The sequence below is a fragment of the Prevotella mikamonis genome (assembly GCF_055381405.1).
Genome location: NZ_AP035785.1, coordinates 1815418 through 1836317 on the forward strand (window position 1 = coordinate 1815418; position 20900 = coordinate 1836317).

The window sequence follows — 20900 nt, forward strand, 5'->3', positions numbered from 1 at the left end:
TTTGTTTATTACATTAAAACGAGGATTCCGCGTCCCTCCTCATCATCCCTCACCCATTCTTAGGCAGGAGAAAACCTTCTACTTACACCTTAGCTCCAATACTTTCCGCTCTTCCAGATACCCCTCAAGGCAATCATTGATATGTACCGGACCAACTCCCACAGGCGTACCGGTATATAGTAAATCGCCCGTCTTCAGCGTAAAGTAACGGCTGATATACGACACAAGTTCATCTATCTGAAACAGCATGTCGCCCGCATAGCCCTCCTGAACGGTCTCACCATTAATGTCAAGATGAAAACGCAGCTGCTGAACATTCAGAAACTTATCCTTCTCCACCCATTCTCCCAACGCTGCCGAACCGTCGAAGCCCTTACATATTTCCCAGGGCTGACCGGCGTCGCGCAACTTCTTTTGCAGTTCGCGGGCCGTGAAGTCGATACCCACCGTCAACGCATCGTAGTAGCGATGTGCAAAACGCTGAGATATATTCTTACCCAGCTTACATATCCTCACCACCAATTCGGCTTCATAGTCGATGCACCCCATAAAATCGGGAATAAAAAACGGCTTACCGTTTTTCAGCAAAGCCGAATCGGCCTTGGTAAAGATAACCGGTGCTTCCGGCTTATAAAACGTTCCATCAAGCTCTTTATTGTGTAGGCCATAATTCATACCTACGGCGAATATCTTCATCTATCTACCTTCTGCTAATATGATATATATTTGCAAACTTACGAAAAAAAGACAGCAAAAGCAAATTATTGGAGAAATACCACTCCATAGCTATACCCCAATATAGCATAAGGAGGATATACCGGTCGGCATATCCTCCTCTATTTTTATCTCAATCTTTTCTGAAAATCAAGATTAATCTGCAACCAGAGTAAAGCGCTTGTAATCTACAATCTCCAAGCCCTGACCCTTCAACCAGTCCTTAACGCTGATTTTATCACCATCAGTAAACTGGAATTCCTGCTCTACGAGACAGTTCTCCTTGAAGAACTTAGCCAAGCGACCCTTAGCGATATTCTCTATCATACCGGCATTCAGGCTGGCAGCCTTCTCTGCACCGACAGTTTCCTTAATCTGGCGTGCCTGGTCGGCTTCTTCCTGTGTAATCCAGCCTTTCTTCATGTTGCTCTCGATGTGATCGTCAGAGTCCACGTGAGCGGGGTTGATACCAGCCTTCTTCAAAGCAGCGGCAACAGCCTTCTCAACTTGCTCTTCTTTGGTCTTCTCAACGGCAACCTTGTACTCTTCGGCTTTTACCGACTGAGGAACAGAAGCCTCATCAAGTGCTACCGGCTTCATAGCAGCCACCTGCATAGCTACCTTGTGACCAGCTTCTTCGTTCTCTGTATTGAACTGAACCATAGTAGCCAGTGTGTGCTTGCCCATGTGGTCGTAAACAGAGATGTTATCACCTTCGAGGAAGTTGTAACCATCAATTTCCATCTTCTCACCGGTAATACCCGAACGCTGTGTTACCACAGCCTGTGCCTCTTCGCCATTAGCCAGCTTCAGCGCCTTTACTTCGTCCAAGGATTTAGCCTTTGCAGCAACAGCTGCGTCGAGAATCTCCTGTGTCATCTGAACGAAGTCCTTACCATTGGCAACGAAGTCGGTCTCACACTTTACTGCCAACATAGCAGCAAAGCCATCAACTTTCTTAACAAGTACGCAACCATTGGAAGTCTCGCGGTCAGAACGCTTTGCAGCGATAGCCAATCCACGCTCACGGAGCAATTCCTTAGCCTTATCGAAGTCACCCTCAGCCTCTGTGAGAGCTTTCTTTACGTCTGCAAGACCAGCGCCTGTCATGGCACGGAGTTTCTTGATATCTTCAATAGAAATAGCCATAATATTGTTTTCTTTAATAATGTTCAAAAAAAGAGATAGGGACTTATACGATTGACAGGGTCTTACAGATCCTATCCAATCCTATAAGACCCTATTTATAGTTTCTTACTCAGCAGCAGGAGCTTCTTCTGCAGCAGCCTCAGCTACTACTTCTGCGCTTTCTTCCTTCTGAGCCTTGCGAGCACGACGTGGCTTGTCAGCAGCTTCTTCAGCCTGCTCTGCAGCAGCCTTCTCGTCAGCCTTCTCAGCCTTACGCTCTTCCAGACCTTCAGCAATAGCACCGCAAACAGCAGTCAAGATAACGTTAACGCTATCGTTGGCATCGTCGTTGGCAGGAATCACATAGTCGATATTCTTAGGATTAGAGTTTGTATCTACGATAGCAAATACAGGAATACCCAAGCGGTTAGCCTCTTTCACTGCGATGTGCTCCTTCATTACGTCTACCACGAAGAGAGCGCTGGGCAGACGGGTCAGGTCAACGATAGAACCCAAGTTCTTTTCGAGCTTGGCACGCTGACGTGTAATCTGCAACAACTCACGCTTAGAGAGGTTAGAGAATGTACCATCATTCATCAGTTTATCAATGTTCGTCATTTTCTTAACAGCCTTACGGATGGTGGGGAAGTTGGTAAGCATACCACCTGCCCAACGCTCGTTTACGTATGGCATGTTAACAGAAGCTGCCTTCTCGGCAACGATGTCCTTAGCTTGTTTTTTAGTAGCGACGAACAGGATTTTCTTTCCTGACTTGGCGATTCCCTTCAAAGCCTCAGCAGCCTCGTCAATCTTAGCTACGGTCTTGTGAAGGTCGATGATATGAATACCGTTGCGCTCCATGAAGATATAAGGAGCCATTGCGGGATTCCACTTGCGGCGGAGGTGGCCGAAGTGACAGCCAGCCTCTAGTAATTGGTCAAAATTAGTTCTTGACATTTCTTTTTCTTTTAATTGTTTACTTTCTTTTGAATTCTTTTGTCAGAATCAGCCTGCGGGTAATCCCATCCAAGAGAGTCCCGCCGGTTTAGATACTAAACGGGAGGCGCAAGGCCACCATATTAACGCTTACTGAACTGGAAGCGACGACGTGCCTTCGGACGTCCTGGTTTCTTACGCTCAACAGCACGGCTATCACGTGTCATGAAGCCTTTAACCTTGAGAGCCTTCTTGTCTTCAGGATTAATCTTTACCAGTGCGCGGGCAATAGCAAGGCGAAGAGCCTGACTCTGACCTGTGAAACCGCCACCATCGAGATTAGCCTTGATGTCATATTTACCCTCTGCTTCAAGCTCTGCCAACGGCTGCTTTACTACATACTGCAGAATAGCTGAAGGGAAATAAGTTTCTAAATCTTTCTTATTGATTGTGATCTTACCGGTACCTTCTGTCAGGTAAATACGAGCGACAGCACTCTTACGGCGACCAATTGTATTGATAACTTCCATCTTTTTGCTTTATTTGTACTGGTTAATGTCAATGTTCTTTGGCTTCTGAGCTTCCTTATTGTGCTCAGCACCATTGAATACATAAAGATTGCTCAACAAGTGACGTCCCAGACGTCCCTTAGGCAACATACCCTTTACGGCGTGACGGAGAATCTTGTCCATACCGTCCTCGCGGGTACGCAGTTCAGCCGGCGTATTGAAACGCTGGCCACCGGGATAACCAGTATAGCGGGTGTAAACCTTATCAGTTTCCTTCTTACCGGTGAAAACCACCTTCTCGGCGTTGATAATGATTACGTTGTCTCCACAGTCTACATGAGGTGTGAAGCTGGGTTTGTACTTTCCGCGCAACAGCTTAGCGACCTTAGAGCAAAGGCGACCTACAACCTGATCGCTGGCGTCTACTACGACCCACTCTTTCTGGGCTGTTTCCTTATTCACGGAAATAGTCTTGTAACTTAAAGTGTTCATTTTAAGATTTGATTTTACTACTAAAAAACGTTTTAAACTTTATTCTCACAGCACAAGCATACACTCACGCTGTTGTGCAGACGATTCACTAACCGTGAAGCTCGGCCAAAAGCTACACTATTAACACCCCTGCACCGGGGGCCTAAGTTTATCCCCGAAATAATCGGACTGCAAAGTTACGAAGTTTTATTTACATGGTATCATCCGACTAACCACGAGTTCCTTGTTTTATTATTAATTAACATTATTACACTCTTTTAACACGGATTGCGTTTAATAAATTATGCCAATCTTGCTCTTCACTGCCAAATATCAACTTTCACGACACGCTGATTGAAGCGCTTATAAAAGTAAGGAATATAGCACATCAGCCGTAAAGCCAACGGAAATCGGCCTTGGTCGTGATCGCTTAGACAGAGTTCGCGGTCAATATGCAGTTTAGGATGCCATGCCTCCATCGTCCGAGTATCGAGTTCCGACCACAAGAACGACACACTGCTACTCATCTTACCGATGGTATCATGGTGCTTAGTATGCTTCAAGGCGAAGTATGCCAACATATCAAAGACCAATGTTGCCGCATCAAAACGGTCGCACACGGTTTGAAAGAATGCTTTCACTTGGGCAGAATCAAAATACATCAAGACTCCCTCCACCAGTATCAACACCGGCTTGCCATACGACTTCACTATATCTATCCATTGATAATCGAACATCGACAACTCCAAGTAGGTATTTCGGTCCGTCTCAGGAATCAACTGCCGACGAATATCAATGACTTCTTTCAGGTCCAAATCAAACCAGTGGCTCACCTCCGGACACCCCAGACGCTGATAGCGCCCGTCCAGTCCCGCCCCCAGTTGCACCACTACAGCGTCGGGATACCGAGCCAGAAAGCTCCTTACTTCATTATCTATCAACGCAGCACGCACACAACATCCGATTTGCGACAGTTTGCCACCCTTGAACTTAGAGAAGTCATAATCAATGCTCTCTATTATATCCTTAGCCACTTCGTCATGAATCAATCCGCCATAGGAACTCGTCTCCGTTGCTTTAGCCCACAGCGTAATCAACATGGTTTCCGGAATACTTGATAACTGTTTTGCTTCCATTACATTATATTATATATGATGATGCGGTAAAAGTAGGCAGTAAACGGCATTCCGGCAATACCTACTAATGTGTATTTATACAGCTCCATCGGACAAGGAGAGTCCCCACGATATGTTGAGACAAAAGAACAGAAGAGACATATTGAGTTGGTGAGTTGGTGAGTTGATGAGTTTTTTAGTTTAGGAAATTAGGAGATTAAGAGATTAAGAGATTAGGAGATTAAGAGATTAAGAAATTACCAATTATCAACTCAAAAACTCATAAACTTACATACTCAAATTACTGCAAGGCCGCGGCAGCATTACTGTCTGGCCTTTGCAACATTGCTGTTCGGCCCTTGCAGCCATACTGCAGAGGCTCGGCAGTTTTTGAATAGTTTTTAAGCCAGCAAATAACGACCTATCCAAGGAGACGCAAGACAGGTGGAAACAGCAACCAACAGACATTTACCTCCTGTCTCTCACATAACATCCGGCCGACGCTTTTCCTGAAGAATATAGCACATTCTACTCTCGCCCCGACATATAGATAGCATAACACTCTAATTATTAGCGATTTATAATTACTAATAAGCAAAGAGAATCTACTTTCCGAATACCTACAGACTGACATCTGGAATATATTATATATATTTGCTACATAAATATAATATCGATTATGAAACAGTCATTCCATCTAAAAGTCAGACTTACCATTCTGTTGTTCCTAGCCACACTTACCTCCTCGGCTCGTGATTATGAATCCCAACCGAGCTTAATTCCCTCACAGCAATATGGGAATTTCTTTTATGACGTGATGAGATGCGACAGCCTGTTTGGAAAGGATGGTCTGTTTGTCGACTCCAAGACATTCTTAGACATAGAACCGAAAGGCGACCTAGACAGTATCCTCATTGCCTACGGCCAGCTACCCCAACCCAAGACCTACCGCACGCTATACAGATTCATCACCGAGTATTTTTCGATACCTAACGAGAATATCATCGTCAACCAGAAGTTCAGCAATATTGATGAATACATCAAAGCCTTGTGGTCGCTGCTACAGCACAAGCCGAAATCTATCAAGGGAGGCACTTTCCTCCCATTGGATTATCCCTATTTCGTGCCGGGTGGTCGATTCCGCGAAATCTATTACTGGGACTCTTACTTCTCAATGCTCGGCATGGCATGCGACGGCGAAGTACAGCTGATAGAAAACTTGGTGAACAACTTTGCCAAGATTATCGACAATTTCGGCTTTATACCCAATGGTAACCGCAGCTATTACCTAGGGAGATCACAGCCACCTTTCTTCGCCCAGATGGTAGAACTGCTTGCCCAAACGCGCCAGAGAGACTCTATATATATAAAATATCTCCCGGAGATGCAGAAGGAATATACTTTCTGGATGAAGGGGGCGGAGACATTGTCACCAAGCAACAAGGCAAGCCTACACACCGTACGAATGGCCGACGGCTCTGTTCTCAACAGATACTACGACATCTTCGACACACCTAGAGACGAGATGTATAGGAACGATGTGGAGACCGGCAAGTCCCTCAAGGCGAGCGACAACAGCATCAATCTGGGCAAGCTCTTCCGCGACCTTCGTTCGGCAGCAGAATCAGGCCATGACTTTAGCAGCCGATGGATGAGCAACGGCAAGAACTTATACACCACACATACAACAGACTTCGTACCGACAGACTTGAACTCGCTCCTTTACAAAACAGAGTGTATCCTATCTTATGCCTATTCCATCAAGAAAGACAAGCAACAGGCAGAGTTTTTCTACCAGCAAGCACGCAAAAGAAAAAAAGCTATCAACAAGTATCTATGGGACGGAGAGCGACAATACTATTTTGACTATATCTGGAATGAAGAACGCCGTTCAGACGTTTATTCACTTGCCGGAACAGTTCCACTCTATTGCCATGTGGCCACTAAAAACAATGCAAAAAAGGCAAGCGAGACTATCATGAGGACATTCCTCCGCGCAGGAGGTCTCGTCACCACCCCCAACCATACCGGCGAACAGTGGGATGCTCCCAACGGCTGGGCACCGCTACAGTGGATGGCCTACAAAGGGTTTTACGATTACGGCTATCGCAAGTATGCCGATATCATCAGAAGCCGATGGATGCACCTCTGCGAGTCTGAGTTTAATCGCACAGGAGTATTATTCGAGAAATACAACGTAGAGGATTCTCATACTTCGCATGGAGGAGAATATCTCAACCAAGTGGGATTCGGATGGTCTAACGGTGTGTATCAAGCCATGAAATACAACTGGCAAACAAAATAGCGTGAATGCAGAGAATCCACGCTAAAGTAGGTTGTAAGTATATTATCCCCAAGCTTATATCACGTCTTAATGATTCTGCACAAGCCTTTGACATCCGATTCGAATGTTTCGGGACTGATGGCTTGTGCCTTTACGCGATGGCGGTAATTATAGATGGTCTGCGGCGACATGAACAGAAGACTTGCTATTTCGCCACTCCCATGGACACCCAGACGAATCAAGGCAAATATACGTAATTCCGGAGTCAGCGAGTTCGGCTGTTGCAATCTAAACTTTCCCTCAGACGACAGAAGTTCATTAAATTCGGTTATGAACGTGGGATAAAGATTCAAAAAGGCTTTATCAAAACGATTGATGAACATGGAAGACTCTTCTTCAGACAGCTTGGAAGAAGACATCTGACTGAGCAAATCATTTATCTGATTAGCCTTAATCTTGCGTTTGACCAACAACTGAAATCTACCAAACCTATCAATGTATTTTGAACAGAGGTCAATATAGAGCTTGGCCAACGACTCTCTCTTGTCGTTAGTATCTCTCAGCTGAATATTAAGTTGGTGCAGCTGCTCGTTAAGTATGGTAAGCTGGCTGTTTTTACGTACGACTTCTACTCGCTGATATACAAGCTTCTTTTTCTGGAAATAGATAAATATCAACGAGAACGTAACTCCTAAGAACAAGAGTGATATACCGATAAGCAACAGACGCTGCCGCTTGTATTGCCGCTGGGAATTGGCCTCATAGGCCTTCACGATGGTAGAGAGCTTGCCGGATATTTCGTATATTCTCAACCGGTTGTTATAATAGAGCGCATCCGAGAATGATATCTGGATATACCTTTCTGCTATTTCCAGGTTTTCCTCCGGATTCTTATTGAACAAGTACATAGCAAGATCCTGCAAAGCCACATTCTCCTTCACGCAACTCTTCTTATCACTGATGGCCGAAAGTATGAGATAACGCTCGTACATGTCCATATTTCCTGTTGACTTATATATCTGAGCCAGTGTATATGCAGCAGACGCATATCTTCTGTCACTGCTGTTCAATTTGGACAAGAAATCCTTGTAATACTGTTCTGCCTGCCTAAAATCATGTTTTATATTGTCGTTGTATTCTGCAAACAGCATGTGATACCGTATGGACGATTTGTCTGTCAGCGACAGACATTTCTTTAAATATTCATTTCTCTTTTGTGAATATTCCTTGTAGAATTCGGTTTGTTGACAATAATTAGCCCAAAAAGAATACAGCCGTAACAAGCTATAATAATAAAGAAACTTATTCTCCTTACTCAATATGTTGACATCTATTTTATCGATTACATCCTTAGATTGAGTATAGAAACCTCTCGACGCATACAATATTGCCTGTTGGAAATAGGCTTTATAGCAAGATTGCATATCTTTGTTTGCAATGGCTGTCTCTGCTATTTTCCTAGTATAACTCATTGCCGAATCATAATTATACGAATAGTATTTATCATAGATTTGCTGGTACAGGCTAATCTTTCCTTCGTAATTCTTAACAAATTGAGAAGCATCCCTCAAACTCTTGATATCGTTATTACGCGCTATTATATATGCTTCCCTGTTGTCAAGGACCTTATTGAGTGTATCCAACAAACCTTGATTTTTACTATATGCTGTATTAAAAAACAACAGAGCACAAGGAACAAGGAGTATCATAGGCCTTTTTTCGAGCCGGAATAATAAAAAAATCCTCAATAAATTCATAGTCTATCTGGTTAATGATGTAAACATGGAATAGAGAGTCTCCACCTGTATTACGAAAATGCTTTAGCACAAAGTTAACAATATGTAATACAAAATTAAGACTTTCCACTTTGAAGCCAACCATAAAAACGTTAAAATAAATTATACACGAACACTTTACTCTCACGCTTTGTCAATTTATGATTAACAGAACATAGCATAAAACCACAGAAAGCAATATTCTTAATAAGAACATGACCAAATACCGATATATTTTCATATCAAGTCTTGCCACAAGCTCAGTGTTTTTGAAAACAGATGTTTTAAAGCATCATTTCCACAAGGTATCTATCAACTTTAACAAGACCAACACAATATCATATATCTACTTTCACTCCTCACAGACTCGAATTTAAGTCACTAGTTTACAAGCAATTAAAGGAAAGAAGTAATATTCTTAATCTACCTTGACACTACCTTTTATAACAATAAATCAATTTAATGATTACTTTTGCGTCAATACATTAATAAATCATACCACAGACATGAAAACATATATACGACGACGTGAGTAGCACCTTATTTAAACCTATCTGCTTAGAAGGTATCACCATACCGAAAGAACTTACAAACCTATTATTTATTTACATATTACAAACAATTTAAACCATAAAATTATGACTAGTAGAATCGTTTCCAAGAGAATGCTGCTCATAGTGACAGGATTATCACTGACATTGAGTTCTTTTGCTCAGTCTATAATCAAAGGAAATGTCACTGACGAATCTGGCCAGCCTATTATCGGAGCAACCATTCAGATTAAGGGGCAACAGGGCGGAACCGTTACCGACATTAACGGAAACTATGCTCTTCCTAATGTTAAACCAGGAACAACCCTTGTGTTCTCTTACATCGGTTACAAAAATGTAACGATGCAGATTGACGGAAAAACCAATATAGATGTCCGTATGCAAGAAGACAATCAACTACTCGACGAAATAGTTGTTGTGGGTTATGCTGTAGGAACAAAACGTACTGTCTCCGGTGCTATAGAGAACATCAATGAGGCAGATATGAACAAAGGTGTCATCTTGAACGCAGCAGACCAACTAAAGGGTAAGGTAAGTGGTGTCGTCATTTCCCAGAGTGGTGGCGACCCTGCTGCCACACCAAGCATTCGCGTACGAGGAACTTCATCACTCTCCGGCGGAAATGACCCGTTGGTTATCATAGATGGAGTATATTCAGACATGGCTATGTTTAATTCCATCCAGCCGAATGATATTAAGAGCATGACAATCTTGAAAGACGCCTCAGAAACAGCCCAATACGGTTCTAGAGGTGCGGCAGGCGTCATTGTTGTCACAACCAAGAAAGGCAGGAGTGGCGAAGCTCGTATCAGCTACAACGGAACTTTCGGTATTAATTCTGTATTCAAGAATCTTGACATGCTAGATGCAGATACTTACCGCAAGACAGCAAATAATCTTAAACTGTCATTTCAGGACTTAGGTGGTAATACAAATTGGATTAATGAGATTGAACGCTCATCGGGCATAACCCAAAACCATGACGTATCGTTCTCTTCGGGCAATGATAATGGCAATTATCGTGCAAGTCTCGGCTATATCCAACGCCAAGGTGTTCTCCGTAATTCCGACATGCAAGGATTCAATGCCAAGTTCGATGCGACTCAATATGCTTTCAACAAAAAACTGAAACTGGAACTCGGTGTACTTGTAGGAAAACGTAAAAACAAAATACAGTATGATATGCAAAGAATCTTCTATTCTGCTGCTGCCTACAATCCCACATATCCAAACTCTAAAAATGCAGAAACAGGAATCTGGGACGAAGACCTCCTTGCACATGAGATTTACAACCCTCTAGGACAACTGGAAATAAAAGACAACTGGAATAGTTCTAACAACGTTATCCACGGAAAAGCAACATGGACTATCACAGATGGTTTATTCCTTTCTGCCTTTGGTAGCTATACGAAATATAATATAGAGCAGGACAGATATCTGCCTAATAACATCCGTCAAGGAGAAATCAACGGAAACGGCTGGGCAACAATTGATCATCGTAGACGTGACGACCTAATGGGTAATGTACAACTGACATATACAAAAGATTTTGGTCCACACCATATCGACGCTTTAGCTGTAGCAGAAGGTCAAAGATATAAAACATTCTGGAGTTCGTCTTCCACGAGGGGATTTGATACAAATTTCTTTGGCTACAACAATATGAAAGCCGGCTCTGTCGTTTCATGGGGTGATAACCAGAGCAGATACCTTGATTACACACTAAGCTCATACATGGTGCGGGGCAACTATGTATATAGTGGCCGATACATTGTTACTGCAAATATTCGCACCGATGGTTCTTCTAAACTTGGAAATGGACATAAGTGGGGATGGTTCCCTTCTGCTTCTGCAGCATGGGTTCTTTCGCAAGAAAGTTTCATGAAGGATATCAAATGGATTGATAATTTAAAACTACGTATGGGATATGGTGTCACCGGTAACCAGGATGCTATTGATCCATATAACTCTTTGGAACTATACAGTCCGGTAGCATTAACTCCTTACAATGGTTCAAATGTTACGACCTTTGCGGTGCAAAGCAACGATAATCCAGATTTGAAATGGGAAGTTAAGCACACGTTTGATGTCGGTTTAGACTTCTCTGCTTTCGATAGCAGACTTAACATAACGTTAGATTGGTACAAGTCTAAAACGAAAGATTTGCTATATACATACGCTGTCCCTGTTCCTCCATTTACCTATAACACCCTACTTGCCAATATTGGTGAGATGACAAACAGTGGACTTGAACTCGGTATTCGTGGGGATGTTGTCCGTACTAAGGATTTCACATTCAATTCTGGCCTAAACCTGAGCTTCCAAAAGAACACACTGAATTCTCTGAGTGGAAACTATAAAGGCGAAAAACTGACAACCGCAGAGCATATTCCTGTAGCTACAGTTTATGCTGCTGGTCTGACGCAGAACAACGGAGTAACGTATCTGATAGAAGGACAACCGATTGGAGTCTTTTATCTCCCCCACTGCGAAGGCATTGATGAGAAAGGTAAATACAAGCTCACTAACTTGAATGGTGATGACAATATCGATACTGGTGATTCCGGCGACCGACAGATATGTGGTCAAGCCATTCCTAAAGTATACTTGGGATGGGACTTCACGTTCAATTACAAGAATTGGGCATTAGCCATGCAGTTCAACGGAGCTTTTGGTCATAAAATCTATAATGGAACGTCCATGACATATAGTAACATGAGCAGCTTCCCGACATATAACGTATTGGCCGACGCTCCTGCAAAGAAAATTAATGATATCCAGATTTCTGACTATTGGCTGGAAAAAGGAGATTATGTAAACTTTGAATATATTAATCTTAGCTACACATTTGACAAGACTCAACTTAAAACGAATCTGATACAGAGTCTTCGATTAGGGTTCTCTGTTAACAATGTTTGTACCTTTACGGGCTATAAGGGGTTGACTCCTATGATTAACTCTGTCTCTCTCTCAAAACAGACAGAGGGTACAGGTATCTATGGCACACTAGGTGTTGATGATAAGAGAATCTATCCTTTGACCAGAACCTACTCTCTTAATGTAGCAATTGATTTTTAATAGACAATTTAAGAAATACAATTATGAAAAAATATATATTTAGTACGCTATTGTTATCAACAGCACTATTAACAGGATGCTCACTGGATGAAAAACCCAGAAGCGAATTTGGTGAAGAAGAAGCATTCAAGACACCAACGCTGATATATGCAAACTCCGTAGCAAACGTATATTCTTCAATTGCCAATTACATGTATGGAAACTCTACAGAATCCATTCATACGTTAGAGCAATTTGCCAGTGACGAATGTGTTGTTCCTGGCCGTCAGCACGACTGGATTGATGGTGGTAAATGGCAAAACTTCTTCCTACATAATTTCCTTTCATCAGTCAACATGTACGATCTCGTATGGAATCATACATATACTATGATTGGACGGGCAAACAAGAGCATTGATAAACTCAATTCCCTGAAAGATAATCCAAACGCAGCTAATTATGTTTACGAGCTTCGCGCTTTACGTGCCGTTTTCTATTATTATCTGATGGATATGTGGGGACAAGTGCCACTGGTTACCTCTTCAGAAGTAAGCGCTAATGAAATTTCACAAAGTAAACGATCTGAAATATTCAAATTTATTACATCTGAGCTAGAGGCATGTCTATCTCATCTTTCTGAAAACAAGAGCCAAAATGAAGGAACATACTATGGACGTGTTACAAAGGCCGTTGCTTACATGTGCCTCGCTAAATGTGCCATGAATTCTCCTGTTTATACCATTGACGGAACAGCCGTAGATAGCTACAAAGAGTTCTGTGGCACTGATCTGACAGGAAAGAATACGGTGAGCGAAGTACAGGGTGAGAAAATTACAAATATGGGTAAAGCCATCAATATCACCGTTGATGGAAAAGCCCGCAATGCGTGGGAAACCGTAGTCTACTGTGTCAATCAGCTTGAGAAATTAGGCTATCAACTACAGCCAAATTATGCAGATAACTTTGTGCCGACAAACCACAACTCAGTAGAGAACATCTTTACACGCCCCAATGATGACAAAACATATAAGTTCAATGACTACAATCTTGTTCGAACCATGCACTATAACCATGCCAAGGCTTGTAATTATACAGGATGGAATGGCGCTTGCGCAACACTCTTCACAATGCGTGTCTATGGATATGATACCGAAAAGGTTGATCCTCGCCTAAAGATTAATTTCTATACAGGAACAGATTACACAGAAGATACAGGCGTACTCGTACCAGATGGTGCGACCGACAAGAGTCTGGAATATAAGCCTTTGCAAGTTGTACTTAACTTTTCGGCAGGAGCTGATGCTCACGACGTAAAATGTGCTGGAGCACGTATGAAGAAGTATAAGCTTGACCGTTCAGCAACTGTCATAGGACAAGGAAATAACGACCTTGTTATCTGGCGATATGGTGATGCCTTGCTACTTAAAGCAGAAGCAGAATACCGTCTCGGCAACAAAGCTTCTGCTCTGGCAGATCTCAACAAGATTCGTAGCAGAGTGAATGCTACAGTGCTCAATTCCATCACTCTCAATGATATTGCAAATGAACGTATCCTTGAACTATGTTGGGAAGGTGTGAGGAGAATGGATGCTATCCGCTTTGGCACATTTACACAGCCAACAGAAGATAGATACGTTGGTGTTCCACATGCTACAGTAGCAGGCGATTATGTGAATGATACAAAAGGCTATACAACTGTATTCCCGATACCTTACAACGAATTGAACCTAAATAAGAACCTGAAGCAGAATCCCGGATATACCAATTAGCAAGTAAAAAAAGATCATTATAAAAAATAATGATTGAAAACAGGAGGGCTGGTTTACTATCATAATCAGCCCTCTCTCTAAAACAGATGGAGAATCTAATAATACGTACAAGATGATAAGTTTAAAGAAAATATTGATAGTAGTATTCCTGCCCCTATCTTTGACGGCAATGGCACAAACCGGCAATGTTGCCTATCAGAATAGTAATGTTCGCTTTACGGTCATTACCGACGGGGCTGTACGTATGGAATATTCACCCAAAGGAAAATTTGTGGATGACAAATCTTTCGTTGCGGTGAATCGTTCTTATGCACCTACAACATATAAGGTTTCTGACAGTAAAGATAAGGTTGTTATCAAGACTACAAAATTTATATTGAATTATAAAAAAGCAAAAGGACCTTTTACCAAGGACAACCTTTCCATTCTTTCTACAAAAGGCTATAAACAGAGATTTGAGTGGAAACCAGGAACGGAAGATAAGCAAAATTTAAAAGGAACATATCGTACACTGGACTTCTGCGACGGCAATATTCGACGTGGCGAACCTATTGAACTAGAAAACGGTCTCCTTTCAAAAAGCGGGTGGACCTTCATAGATGATTCCAATAGTTATCTTTTCGATAAGTCTGATTGGCCTTGGGCCATTGAGCGCCCAACGAGCAACGACTCCCAAGACTGGTACTTCCTAGCATATGGGCATGACTATAAACAAGCACTAAGAGACTTCACCGTCTTTGCAGGAAAAGTACCATTACCTCCACGTTATGCTTTTGGTTATTGGTGGTCCAGATTCTGGGACTATTCCGATGATGACTATCGTAAACTACTGGGCAACTTCCGCAAGTATGATATTCCCTTAGATGTCTTGGTGGTCGATATGGACTGGCACTATACGTCTGATGGGCTTGGCGATTGGACGGGTTACACATGGAACAAACGTCTCTTCCCCGCACCAGAGAAATTCATGCAATGGCTCAAGGGTAACGATGTAAAGGTAACGCTGAATCTCCATCCAGCCAATGGCATCAAAGCTTACGAGGAGAATTATCCGGCCTTAGCTAAATGGATGGGCTTAGATCCTACACTGAAAAAGGATATTCCTTGGCAATCATCAAACAAAAGATTCATGAGTGGGTGGATGAATACTATTCTACGTCCATTGGAAAAAATGGGTGTAGACTTCTGGTGGCCCGACTGGCAGCAATTCCCTAATGATTCCGTGATGAAGAATCTAAGCAATACGTGGTGGATTAATTATGTCTTGTTCTCTGACATGCAGCTGAACAGGAATACCCGCCCCATGCTTTATCACAGATGGGGAGGCTTAGGCAACCACCGATACCAGATAGGATTCTCAGGTGATACCCACATCACATGGAACTCACTGGACTATCAGCCCTACTTCAATTCGACCTCTTCCAATGTACTCTATTGCTACTGGAGTCACGACATTGGAGGACACATGCAGGGTATTGACCGTATCGACCCTGAGATGTATATTCGCTGGATGCAGTTTGGTATGATGAGCCCAATTCTCAGAACACATTCTACTAAAAACAAGAAATACAATAAAGAGCCATGGGCTTTCGAGGCCAAGTACGCTGACATTTTACGAGGTATCATTCATACAAGATACGCTCTAGCTCCTTATATCTATACTATGGCACGGAAAACATATGATGATGCGTTGCCACTCTGCCGCCCCATGTACTACGACTATCCGGAGAGTAAGGAAGCATATGAGAACAAAGATGAATATATGTTCGGTGATAATTTGCTTGTCTATCCTATCACCGCACCAATGAACGGCAACAGGGCCGAGAAAGATATTTGGCTACCTGCTGAAAGTAAGTGGTATGAGGTCTGCTCAGGTACGACATTTGAGGGAAATCAAACCATACATCGCTCTTTTGCATTGGATGAAATGCCTGTCTATGTTAAGTCTGGAGCTATCATTCCCCTCTATGACAAGGTTAAGAACCTGACTTCCAACAACGACTCCATTATAGTAACTGTCTTCCCAGGAAATACAGAAAACCAATTCACGCTGTACGAGGATGCCGGCAATGACAAGGCCTACGATTCCAATTTTGCCCGCACTCTTCTTTCCTATAAGCGTGATGGAAACAAACTCGTGGTAAAAATCAATGCTCGTAAGGGGGCTTATCAAGACATGTCTGCCAACAGGAAATTCCTCATTCGTCTGGTAGCTTCTGCCGTACCTCTCAAAGCAGAATGCGACGGGACTGATATAGGCTTTACCTATGATGGAGAAACTCTTAGCGTGACTAGCGAGATTCCGTTTACTGATTGCAGTACCGAGAAAACCGTCACATTCACTTTCGCTGATGACAACCAATGTCTTGATAACGGTTTGATGCACCAGATGAAAGAGGTTAGAAATATCGTTGCACAAGCGAAACTAGATGATTCGCAATTTACGATAACCCGTAGACTTGGCGAATTGGATACGGCTGCACGGAACTTGTCATACCATCCGGAGAACTGGAAGGAGATTGTCAAAACGTTCTATGAGAACTATACTAATCTTACATCAATCCTTCAAGAGCAGGGTATCCTGAAATAGGAAATATTGAATCTCTATTTAATAACAGACAAAAATGAGGAAATATCTTATAACCCTTACTATTGCACTCATATTCTTGCCGGCATCATTGTCGGCAAGAACAATACGTTTATTCTCCATTGGTAACAGTTTCTCCGAAGACGCAGTGGAACAGTTTCTCTATGAGTTATGTCTGGAAGATAAAGACACGCTCATCATCGGGAATGCCTACCAAAGTGGCTATAGTCTGAAACAACATTGGGATGATGTTTGTTCACAGGCTAGAAACATTGAGTATTGCAAGGTCATCAAGGGTAAACGATACATTTACAAGAATTGCCGACTTGACTCGCTGTTAAAAGATGAGCCATGGGATATTATCACGATGCAACAGGTAAGTCAGGATGCCGGAGATTTCCCGGCCTTCGAACCCTACCTGACCAATCTCATCTCTCACATCAAGGCTACAGCCATCACTAAAGATGTAGCACTGGGATTTCACATGACATGGGCGTATGCTCAAAATGCAAAACATCCTGGATTCAAGAAATATGGCAATAACCAGATGAAGATGTACAAAGCCATTGTCAAGACCGCAAAGAAAGTGCTAAAAGCGCATCGTGAGCTTTCCTTCCTAGCCCCTTCGGGCACAGCCATACAAAATGCACGCACCAGTTCTATCGGCGACAATCTTAATCGCGATGGCTTCCATCTGAACTATGGCATCGGCCGGTACACAGTTGCTTGCGCATGGTCAGAACTCATCACCGGTAAGAGTTGTGTCGGCAAAGTATATTATCCTAAAGACAAAGGAATCCATCCTTCACAAGTCATACTAGCGCAACGCGCAGCCCATGCCGCAGTAAACAACCCATATAGAATAACCAAAATCAAATAAGACTCAAATATGAAAAAGATTACCCTGTTAATAGTATCGCTATTGATTACCAATATCAGTCTGTTAGCCGAGGAAGTGCCTATCATCCAGAATATATATGGACGCAACATCCAGTCACTCAATGGGAAATGGAACTATATCGTCGACATGATGCAAGTGGGATACCTCGACTATTGGAATAAGGAGGTGAAGCACAGCTATGGCGAGAATCGCAAGCCCAGACATTCCACTGATCTCGTAGAATACGATTTCAAGAAATCTCCATCTATGGATATTCCTACTGACTGGAATTCTGCCGACGAGAAACTATTCTTCTATGAAGGTTCAATCTGGTTTGAACGTGAATTTACATACAAAAAGACAGCAGGCATGCGTACGCTCCTTTATTTTGGAGCAGTGAACTATCAAGCAGATGTCTATGTCAACGGAACGAAAGTCGGGAAGCACATAGGTGGGTTTACCTCTTTCAACTATGATGTGACCGACCTGATAAAGGATGGAGACAATTTCGTGGTTGTAAAAGTCGACAACACACGGAAGTTAGACAATGTCCCAACCTATTTCTTCGATTGGTGGAACTATGGCGGCATAACACGTGATGTACTCCTGGTTACCGTCAACGATACTTATATATCTGACTATAACATCCATCTAAACAATCATAACAGAAAAAACATTCTATTCTCCGCACAACTGAACAAGCCTAAGGCGGGCGTAGAGGTTAGCCTGGAGATTCCGGAACTGAAAATACACAAGACCGTCAAGACCGATGCACAAGGTCGTGTAAATCTATCAATCAATAACGCCAAACCCATCCTGTGGTGTCCTGAGAACCCTAAGTTATATCATACTATTATCAGGCAGAACAACGAAAGCGTATCCGATCAAATAGGTTTCAGGACAATAGAGACAAAAGGGCGAAAGATTCTCCTTAACGGCAAGCCCATCTTCCTCCGCGGCATCAGTATCCATGAGGAAAAAGCTTACGACACAAGAAGAGCCACATGTGCTGCCGATGCCGACACCTTGCTCTCATGGGCAAAGGATTTGGGATGCAACTACGTGCGTTTTGCCCATTATCCTCATAACGAGCATGCCGTGCGTGAAGCTGAAAAGATGGGATTGCTCGTATGGAGCGAGATACCTGTTTACTGGACCATTGCCTGGGACAATGAAGATACCTACCAGAATGCCCAGAACCAGTTACGCGACGAAATCCATCGTGACCATAACCGCGCTAATATCATTATATGGAGTATGGCCAATGAAACCCCACGCGGCACTTCGCGCGACCGATTCCTCAGCCGCCTGGCCAAGTATGCGCGTACTCAGGATTCTACACGTCTCATCAGCATGGCTATGGAGGTGACCGAGGCTAATTCCAACTATGTCAATAAGCTCAGTGACAATATGCACGAGTACGTAGATGTCGTCAGCTTCAATGAGTACATCGGTTGGTATCGCGACATCAATGACATAGACAAGATGTCTTGGATTATTCCATACGACAAGCCCGTCATCATCAGCGAATGGGGAGGAGGCGCACTGGCAGGACGTCATGGCGACAAAAATACTCTTTGGACGGAAGAGTATCAGGAGGAACTATACCGTAAGCAAGTAAGGATGCTCGAAAAGATTAAAGGACTGGCCGGCACTACTCCGTGGATTCTAAAAGACTTCCGCTCACCACGCCGCACACTTCATGGGACACAGGACTGGTTTAACAGAAAGGGTCTCTACTCCGACCAAGGAGCAAAGAAGAAAGCTTTCTGGATTCTCAAGAACTGGTATGCCAAGATGGCCAAGGAGTATAAATAAACTATTTGAAATCATCAGCAATTACTATGGATAGACGGAATTTCATCAAATCTGGGTTTTCGGCAGCCGTTACCGGTCTTCTGGCTACAAACACTCTTCCTACCCTTGCAGAGAACACAGCCCATCGTGTTATCAGGAAGAAGAGAAAACCAGGAGTGAAGTATTGTCGTGCCATTACTATGTGGGACTTCTCCTGGCTCGAACGTCGATGGCCAGGAGCAGGCTTTGAAGATTGGGACAAAGCCCTGGACGAATTGGTTGAACGAGGCTACAACGCCGTACGTATAGAAGCCTACCCACATCTGGTCAGTGCGGACGCAAAGAAAGAATGGACGCTCAATGAGGTATGGAACCAACAAGTATGGGGAAGTCCAGACCTGAACAAGGTTTGTGTCCAACCAAATCTCAACCAATTTATTCGCAAGTGCAAGGAACGCGACGTAAAGGTCGGCCTGTCATCATGGTATCGTCAAGATACTGAGAACGTCTACCAAACGATTACTACTCCAGAGAACATGGCTTCCATCTGGGTTGACACGCTTAGAAGCATTCAATCGGAAGGGCTGCTGGACAACATCCTCTACGTCGATCTCTGCAATGAGTGGCCGGGAGACCTATGGGCCCCATTCTTCAAGAAACTCTATCCCGATGTACAATGGGGACAATGGTATAAAGAGGCTTCCCTGAGATGGATGAAAACATCCATCAGCCTTCTCAGGCAAGAATTCCCGGATATGCCTTTCCTCTTCTCTTTCGATTGCCAAGACGTCAGGAAGTATAATGAACTGGACACCTCATTCCTCGATATGTACGAGCATCATGTGTGGATGGTTCATCAGAACAACAATGAATTCTATAAGCAAGTCGGATACAAGGATGGACGTTTCGCCCCCCAAGCCTATAAAAATGTAGTCAAGAACGCCGAGCCGCTCTACCATCAGAAACCCGATTATTGGCAGAAACTGCTCACCGACAAGATAGAATTGCTCGGAGAATGTGCAAGAAAGAACAACACTCCGCTCTGTACAACAGAATGTTGGGGCATTGTCGACTACAAGGACTGGCCTTTGCTCCATTGGGACTGGGTAAAAGAGCTTTGCGAACTGGGCGTAAAGACCGCACTGAGCACAAACTCGTGGATAGCCATTGCGAGCAGCAATTTCTGTTCACCGCAATTCGTAGGTATGTGGCGTGATATAGAATGGCATCGCAGACTAACGAATCTCATTACGCAAACACCAGTCAATGAGGCTTTCTATAAAAATCCAAATGCCTTGAAAGTCATCTATCGGCTTTGACGAATCCC

Annotated in this window: 14 protein-coding genes; 7 read left to right on the top strand and 7 right to left on the bottom strand. The window is 43.2% G+C overall.

The features are described from left to right. Positions 1–78: 78 nt before the first annotated feature. The 6 genes from ACZ42L_RS07705 to ACZ42L_RS07730 all read right to left on the bottom strand — a co-directional run bounded on the left by ACZ42L_RS07705 (position 79) and on the right by ACZ42L_RS07730 (position 4894). On the bottom strand, positions 79–696 hold the full coding sequence (locus ACZ42L_RS07705; RefSeq protein WP_464715745.1) for a fumarylacetoacetate hydrolase family protein: 618 nt from the start codon (positions 694–696) through the stop codon (positions 79–81). A gap of 174 nt (positions 697–870) precedes the next feature. Then, entirely contained in the window at positions 871–1863 is a 993-nt protein-coding gene (gene tsf / locus ACZ42L_RS07710; RefSeq protein ID WP_464715746.1) for a translation elongation factor Ts, read from the bottom strand. Between the two features lie 105 nt (positions 1864–1968). After that, on the bottom strand, positions 1969–2799 hold the full coding sequence (gene rpsB, locus ACZ42L_RS07715; RefSeq protein ID WP_464697921.1) for a 30S ribosomal protein S2: 831 nt from the start codon (positions 2797–2799) through the stop codon (positions 1969–1971). A 122-nt stretch (positions 2800–2921) separates the two neighbouring features. After that, positions 2922–3308: a 30S ribosomal protein S9 gene (rpsI, locus tag ACZ42L_RS07720; RefSeq protein ID WP_464697923.1), complete on the bottom strand. Its 387-nt coding sequence runs from the start codon at positions 3306–3308 to the stop codon at positions 2922–2924. A gap of 9 nt (positions 3309–3317) precedes the next feature. After that, the gene (gene rplM, locus ACZ42L_RS07725; protein WP_464697925.1) at positions 3318–3779 is read right to left on the bottom strand and encodes a 50S ribosomal protein L13; all 462 of its coding nucleotides are present in this window, start codon (positions 3777–3779) and stop codon (positions 3318–3320) included. 299 nt (positions 3780–4078) lie between these two features. After that, entirely contained in the window at positions 4079–4894 is an 816-nt protein-coding gene (locus tag ACZ42L_RS07730; protein ID WP_464697927.1) for a class I SAM-dependent methyltransferase, read from the bottom strand. Between the two features lie 658 nt (positions 4895–5552). Between ACZ42L_RS07730 and ACZ42L_RS07735 the strand changes: the two genes are divergently transcribed. Further along, positions 5553–7178, top strand: a complete 1626-nt coding sequence (locus ACZ42L_RS07735; RefSeq protein ID WP_464715747.1) for a trehalase family glycosidase — start codon at positions 5553–5555, stop codon at positions 7176–7178. Positions 7179–7237: 59 nt separating this feature from the next. On the opposite strand, the gene ACZ42L_RS07740 is transcribed toward ACZ42L_RS07735, so the two are convergent. Beyond that, on the bottom strand, positions 7238–8800 hold the full coding sequence (locus ACZ42L_RS07740) for a DUF6377 domain-containing protein (protein ID WP_464715748.1): 1563 nt from the start codon (positions 8798–8800) through the stop codon (positions 7238–7240). Between the two features lie 770 nt (positions 8801–9570). Here ACZ42L_RS07740 and ACZ42L_RS07745 point away from each other — a divergent pair. The 6 genes from ACZ42L_RS07745 to ACZ42L_RS07770 all read left to right on the top strand — a co-directional run bounded on the left by ACZ42L_RS07745 (position 9571) and on the right by ACZ42L_RS07770 (position 20892). Next, positions 9571–12561, top strand: coding sequence for a SusC/RagA family TonB-linked outer membrane protein (locus tag ACZ42L_RS07745; RefSeq protein ID WP_464702244.1), 2991 nt, complete (start codon positions 9571–9573; stop codon positions 12559–12561). A gap of 23 nt (positions 12562–12584) precedes the next feature. Beyond that, a complete protein-coding gene (locus tag ACZ42L_RS07750) occupies positions 12585–14309 on the top strand; it encodes a RagB/SusD family nutrient uptake outer membrane protein (protein ID WP_464697934.1) in 1725 nt (574 codons plus the stop codon). Positions 14310–14421: 112 nt separating this feature from the next. Next, positions 14422–16899: a glycoside hydrolase family 31 protein gene (locus ACZ42L_RS07755; RefSeq protein WP_464715749.1), complete on the top strand. Its 2478-nt coding sequence runs from the start codon at positions 14422–14424 to the stop codon at positions 16897–16899. Positions 16900–16933: 34 nt separating this feature from the next. Next, a complete protein-coding gene (locus ACZ42L_RS07760) occupies positions 16934–17776 on the top strand; it encodes a DUF4886 domain-containing protein (protein WP_464697937.1) in 843 nt (280 codons plus the stop codon). A gap of 9 nt (positions 17777–17785) precedes the next feature. Then, a complete protein-coding gene (locus ACZ42L_RS07765) occupies positions 17786–19594 on the top strand; it encodes a glycoside hydrolase family 2 protein (RefSeq protein WP_464697939.1) in 1809 nt (602 codons plus the stop codon). A gap of 26 nt (positions 19595–19620) precedes the next feature. Next, a complete protein-coding gene (locus ACZ42L_RS07770; RefSeq protein ID WP_464702246.1) occupies positions 19621–20892 on the top strand; it encodes a cellulase-like family protein in 1272 nt (423 codons plus the stop codon). Positions 20893–20900: the final 8 nt, after the last annotated feature.

Bases quoted from the DNA above. Each gene is read 5' to 3' on its own strand.
- ACZ42L_RS07705 (WP_464715745.1), bottom strand. From the start codon at position 696: ATGAAGATATTCGCCGTAGGTATGAATTATGGCCTACACAATAAAGAG.
- tsf (WP_464715746.1), bottom strand. From the start codon at position 1,863: ATGGCTATTTCTATTGAAGATATCAAGAAACTCCGTGCCATGACAGGC.
- rpsB (WP_464697921.1), bottom strand. From the start codon at position 2,799: ATGTCAAGAACTAATTTTGACCAATTACTAGAGGCTGGCTGTCACTTC.
- rpsI (WP_464697923.1), bottom strand. From the start codon at position 3,308: ATGGAAGTTATCAATACAATTGGTCGCCGTAAGAGTGCTGTCGCTCGT.
- rplM (WP_464697925.1), bottom strand. From the start codon at position 3,779: ATGAACACTTTAAGTTACAAGACTATTTCCGTGAATAAGGAAACAGCC.
- ACZ42L_RS07730 (WP_464697927.1), bottom strand. From the start codon at position 4,894: ATGGAAGCAAAACAGTTATCAAGTATTCCGGAAACCATGTTGATTACG.
- ACZ42L_RS07735 (WP_464715747.1), top strand. From the start codon at position 5,553: ATGAAACAGTCATTCCATCTAAAAGTCAGACTTACCATTCTGTTGTTC.
- ACZ42L_RS07745 (WP_464702244.1), top strand. From the start codon at position 9,571: ATGACTAGTAGAATCGTTTCCAAGAGAATGCTGCTCATAGTGACAGGA.
- ACZ42L_RS07750 (WP_464697934.1), top strand. From the start codon at position 12,585: ATGAAAAAATATATATTTAGTACGCTATTGTTATCAACAGCACTATTA.
- ACZ42L_RS07755 (WP_464715749.1), top strand. From the start codon at position 14,422: ATGATAAGTTTAAAGAAAATATTGATAGTAGTATTCCTGCCCCTATCT.
- ACZ42L_RS07760 (WP_464697937.1), top strand. From the start codon at position 16,934: ATGAGGAAATATCTTATAACCCTTACTATTGCACTCATATTCTTGCCG.
- ACZ42L_RS07765 (WP_464697939.1), top strand. From the start codon at position 17,786: ATGAAAAAGATTACCCTGTTAATAGTATCGCTATTGATTACCAATATC.
- ACZ42L_RS07770 (WP_464702246.1), top strand. From the start codon at position 19,621: ATGGATAGACGGAATTTCATCAAATCTGGGTTTTCGGCAGCCGTTACC.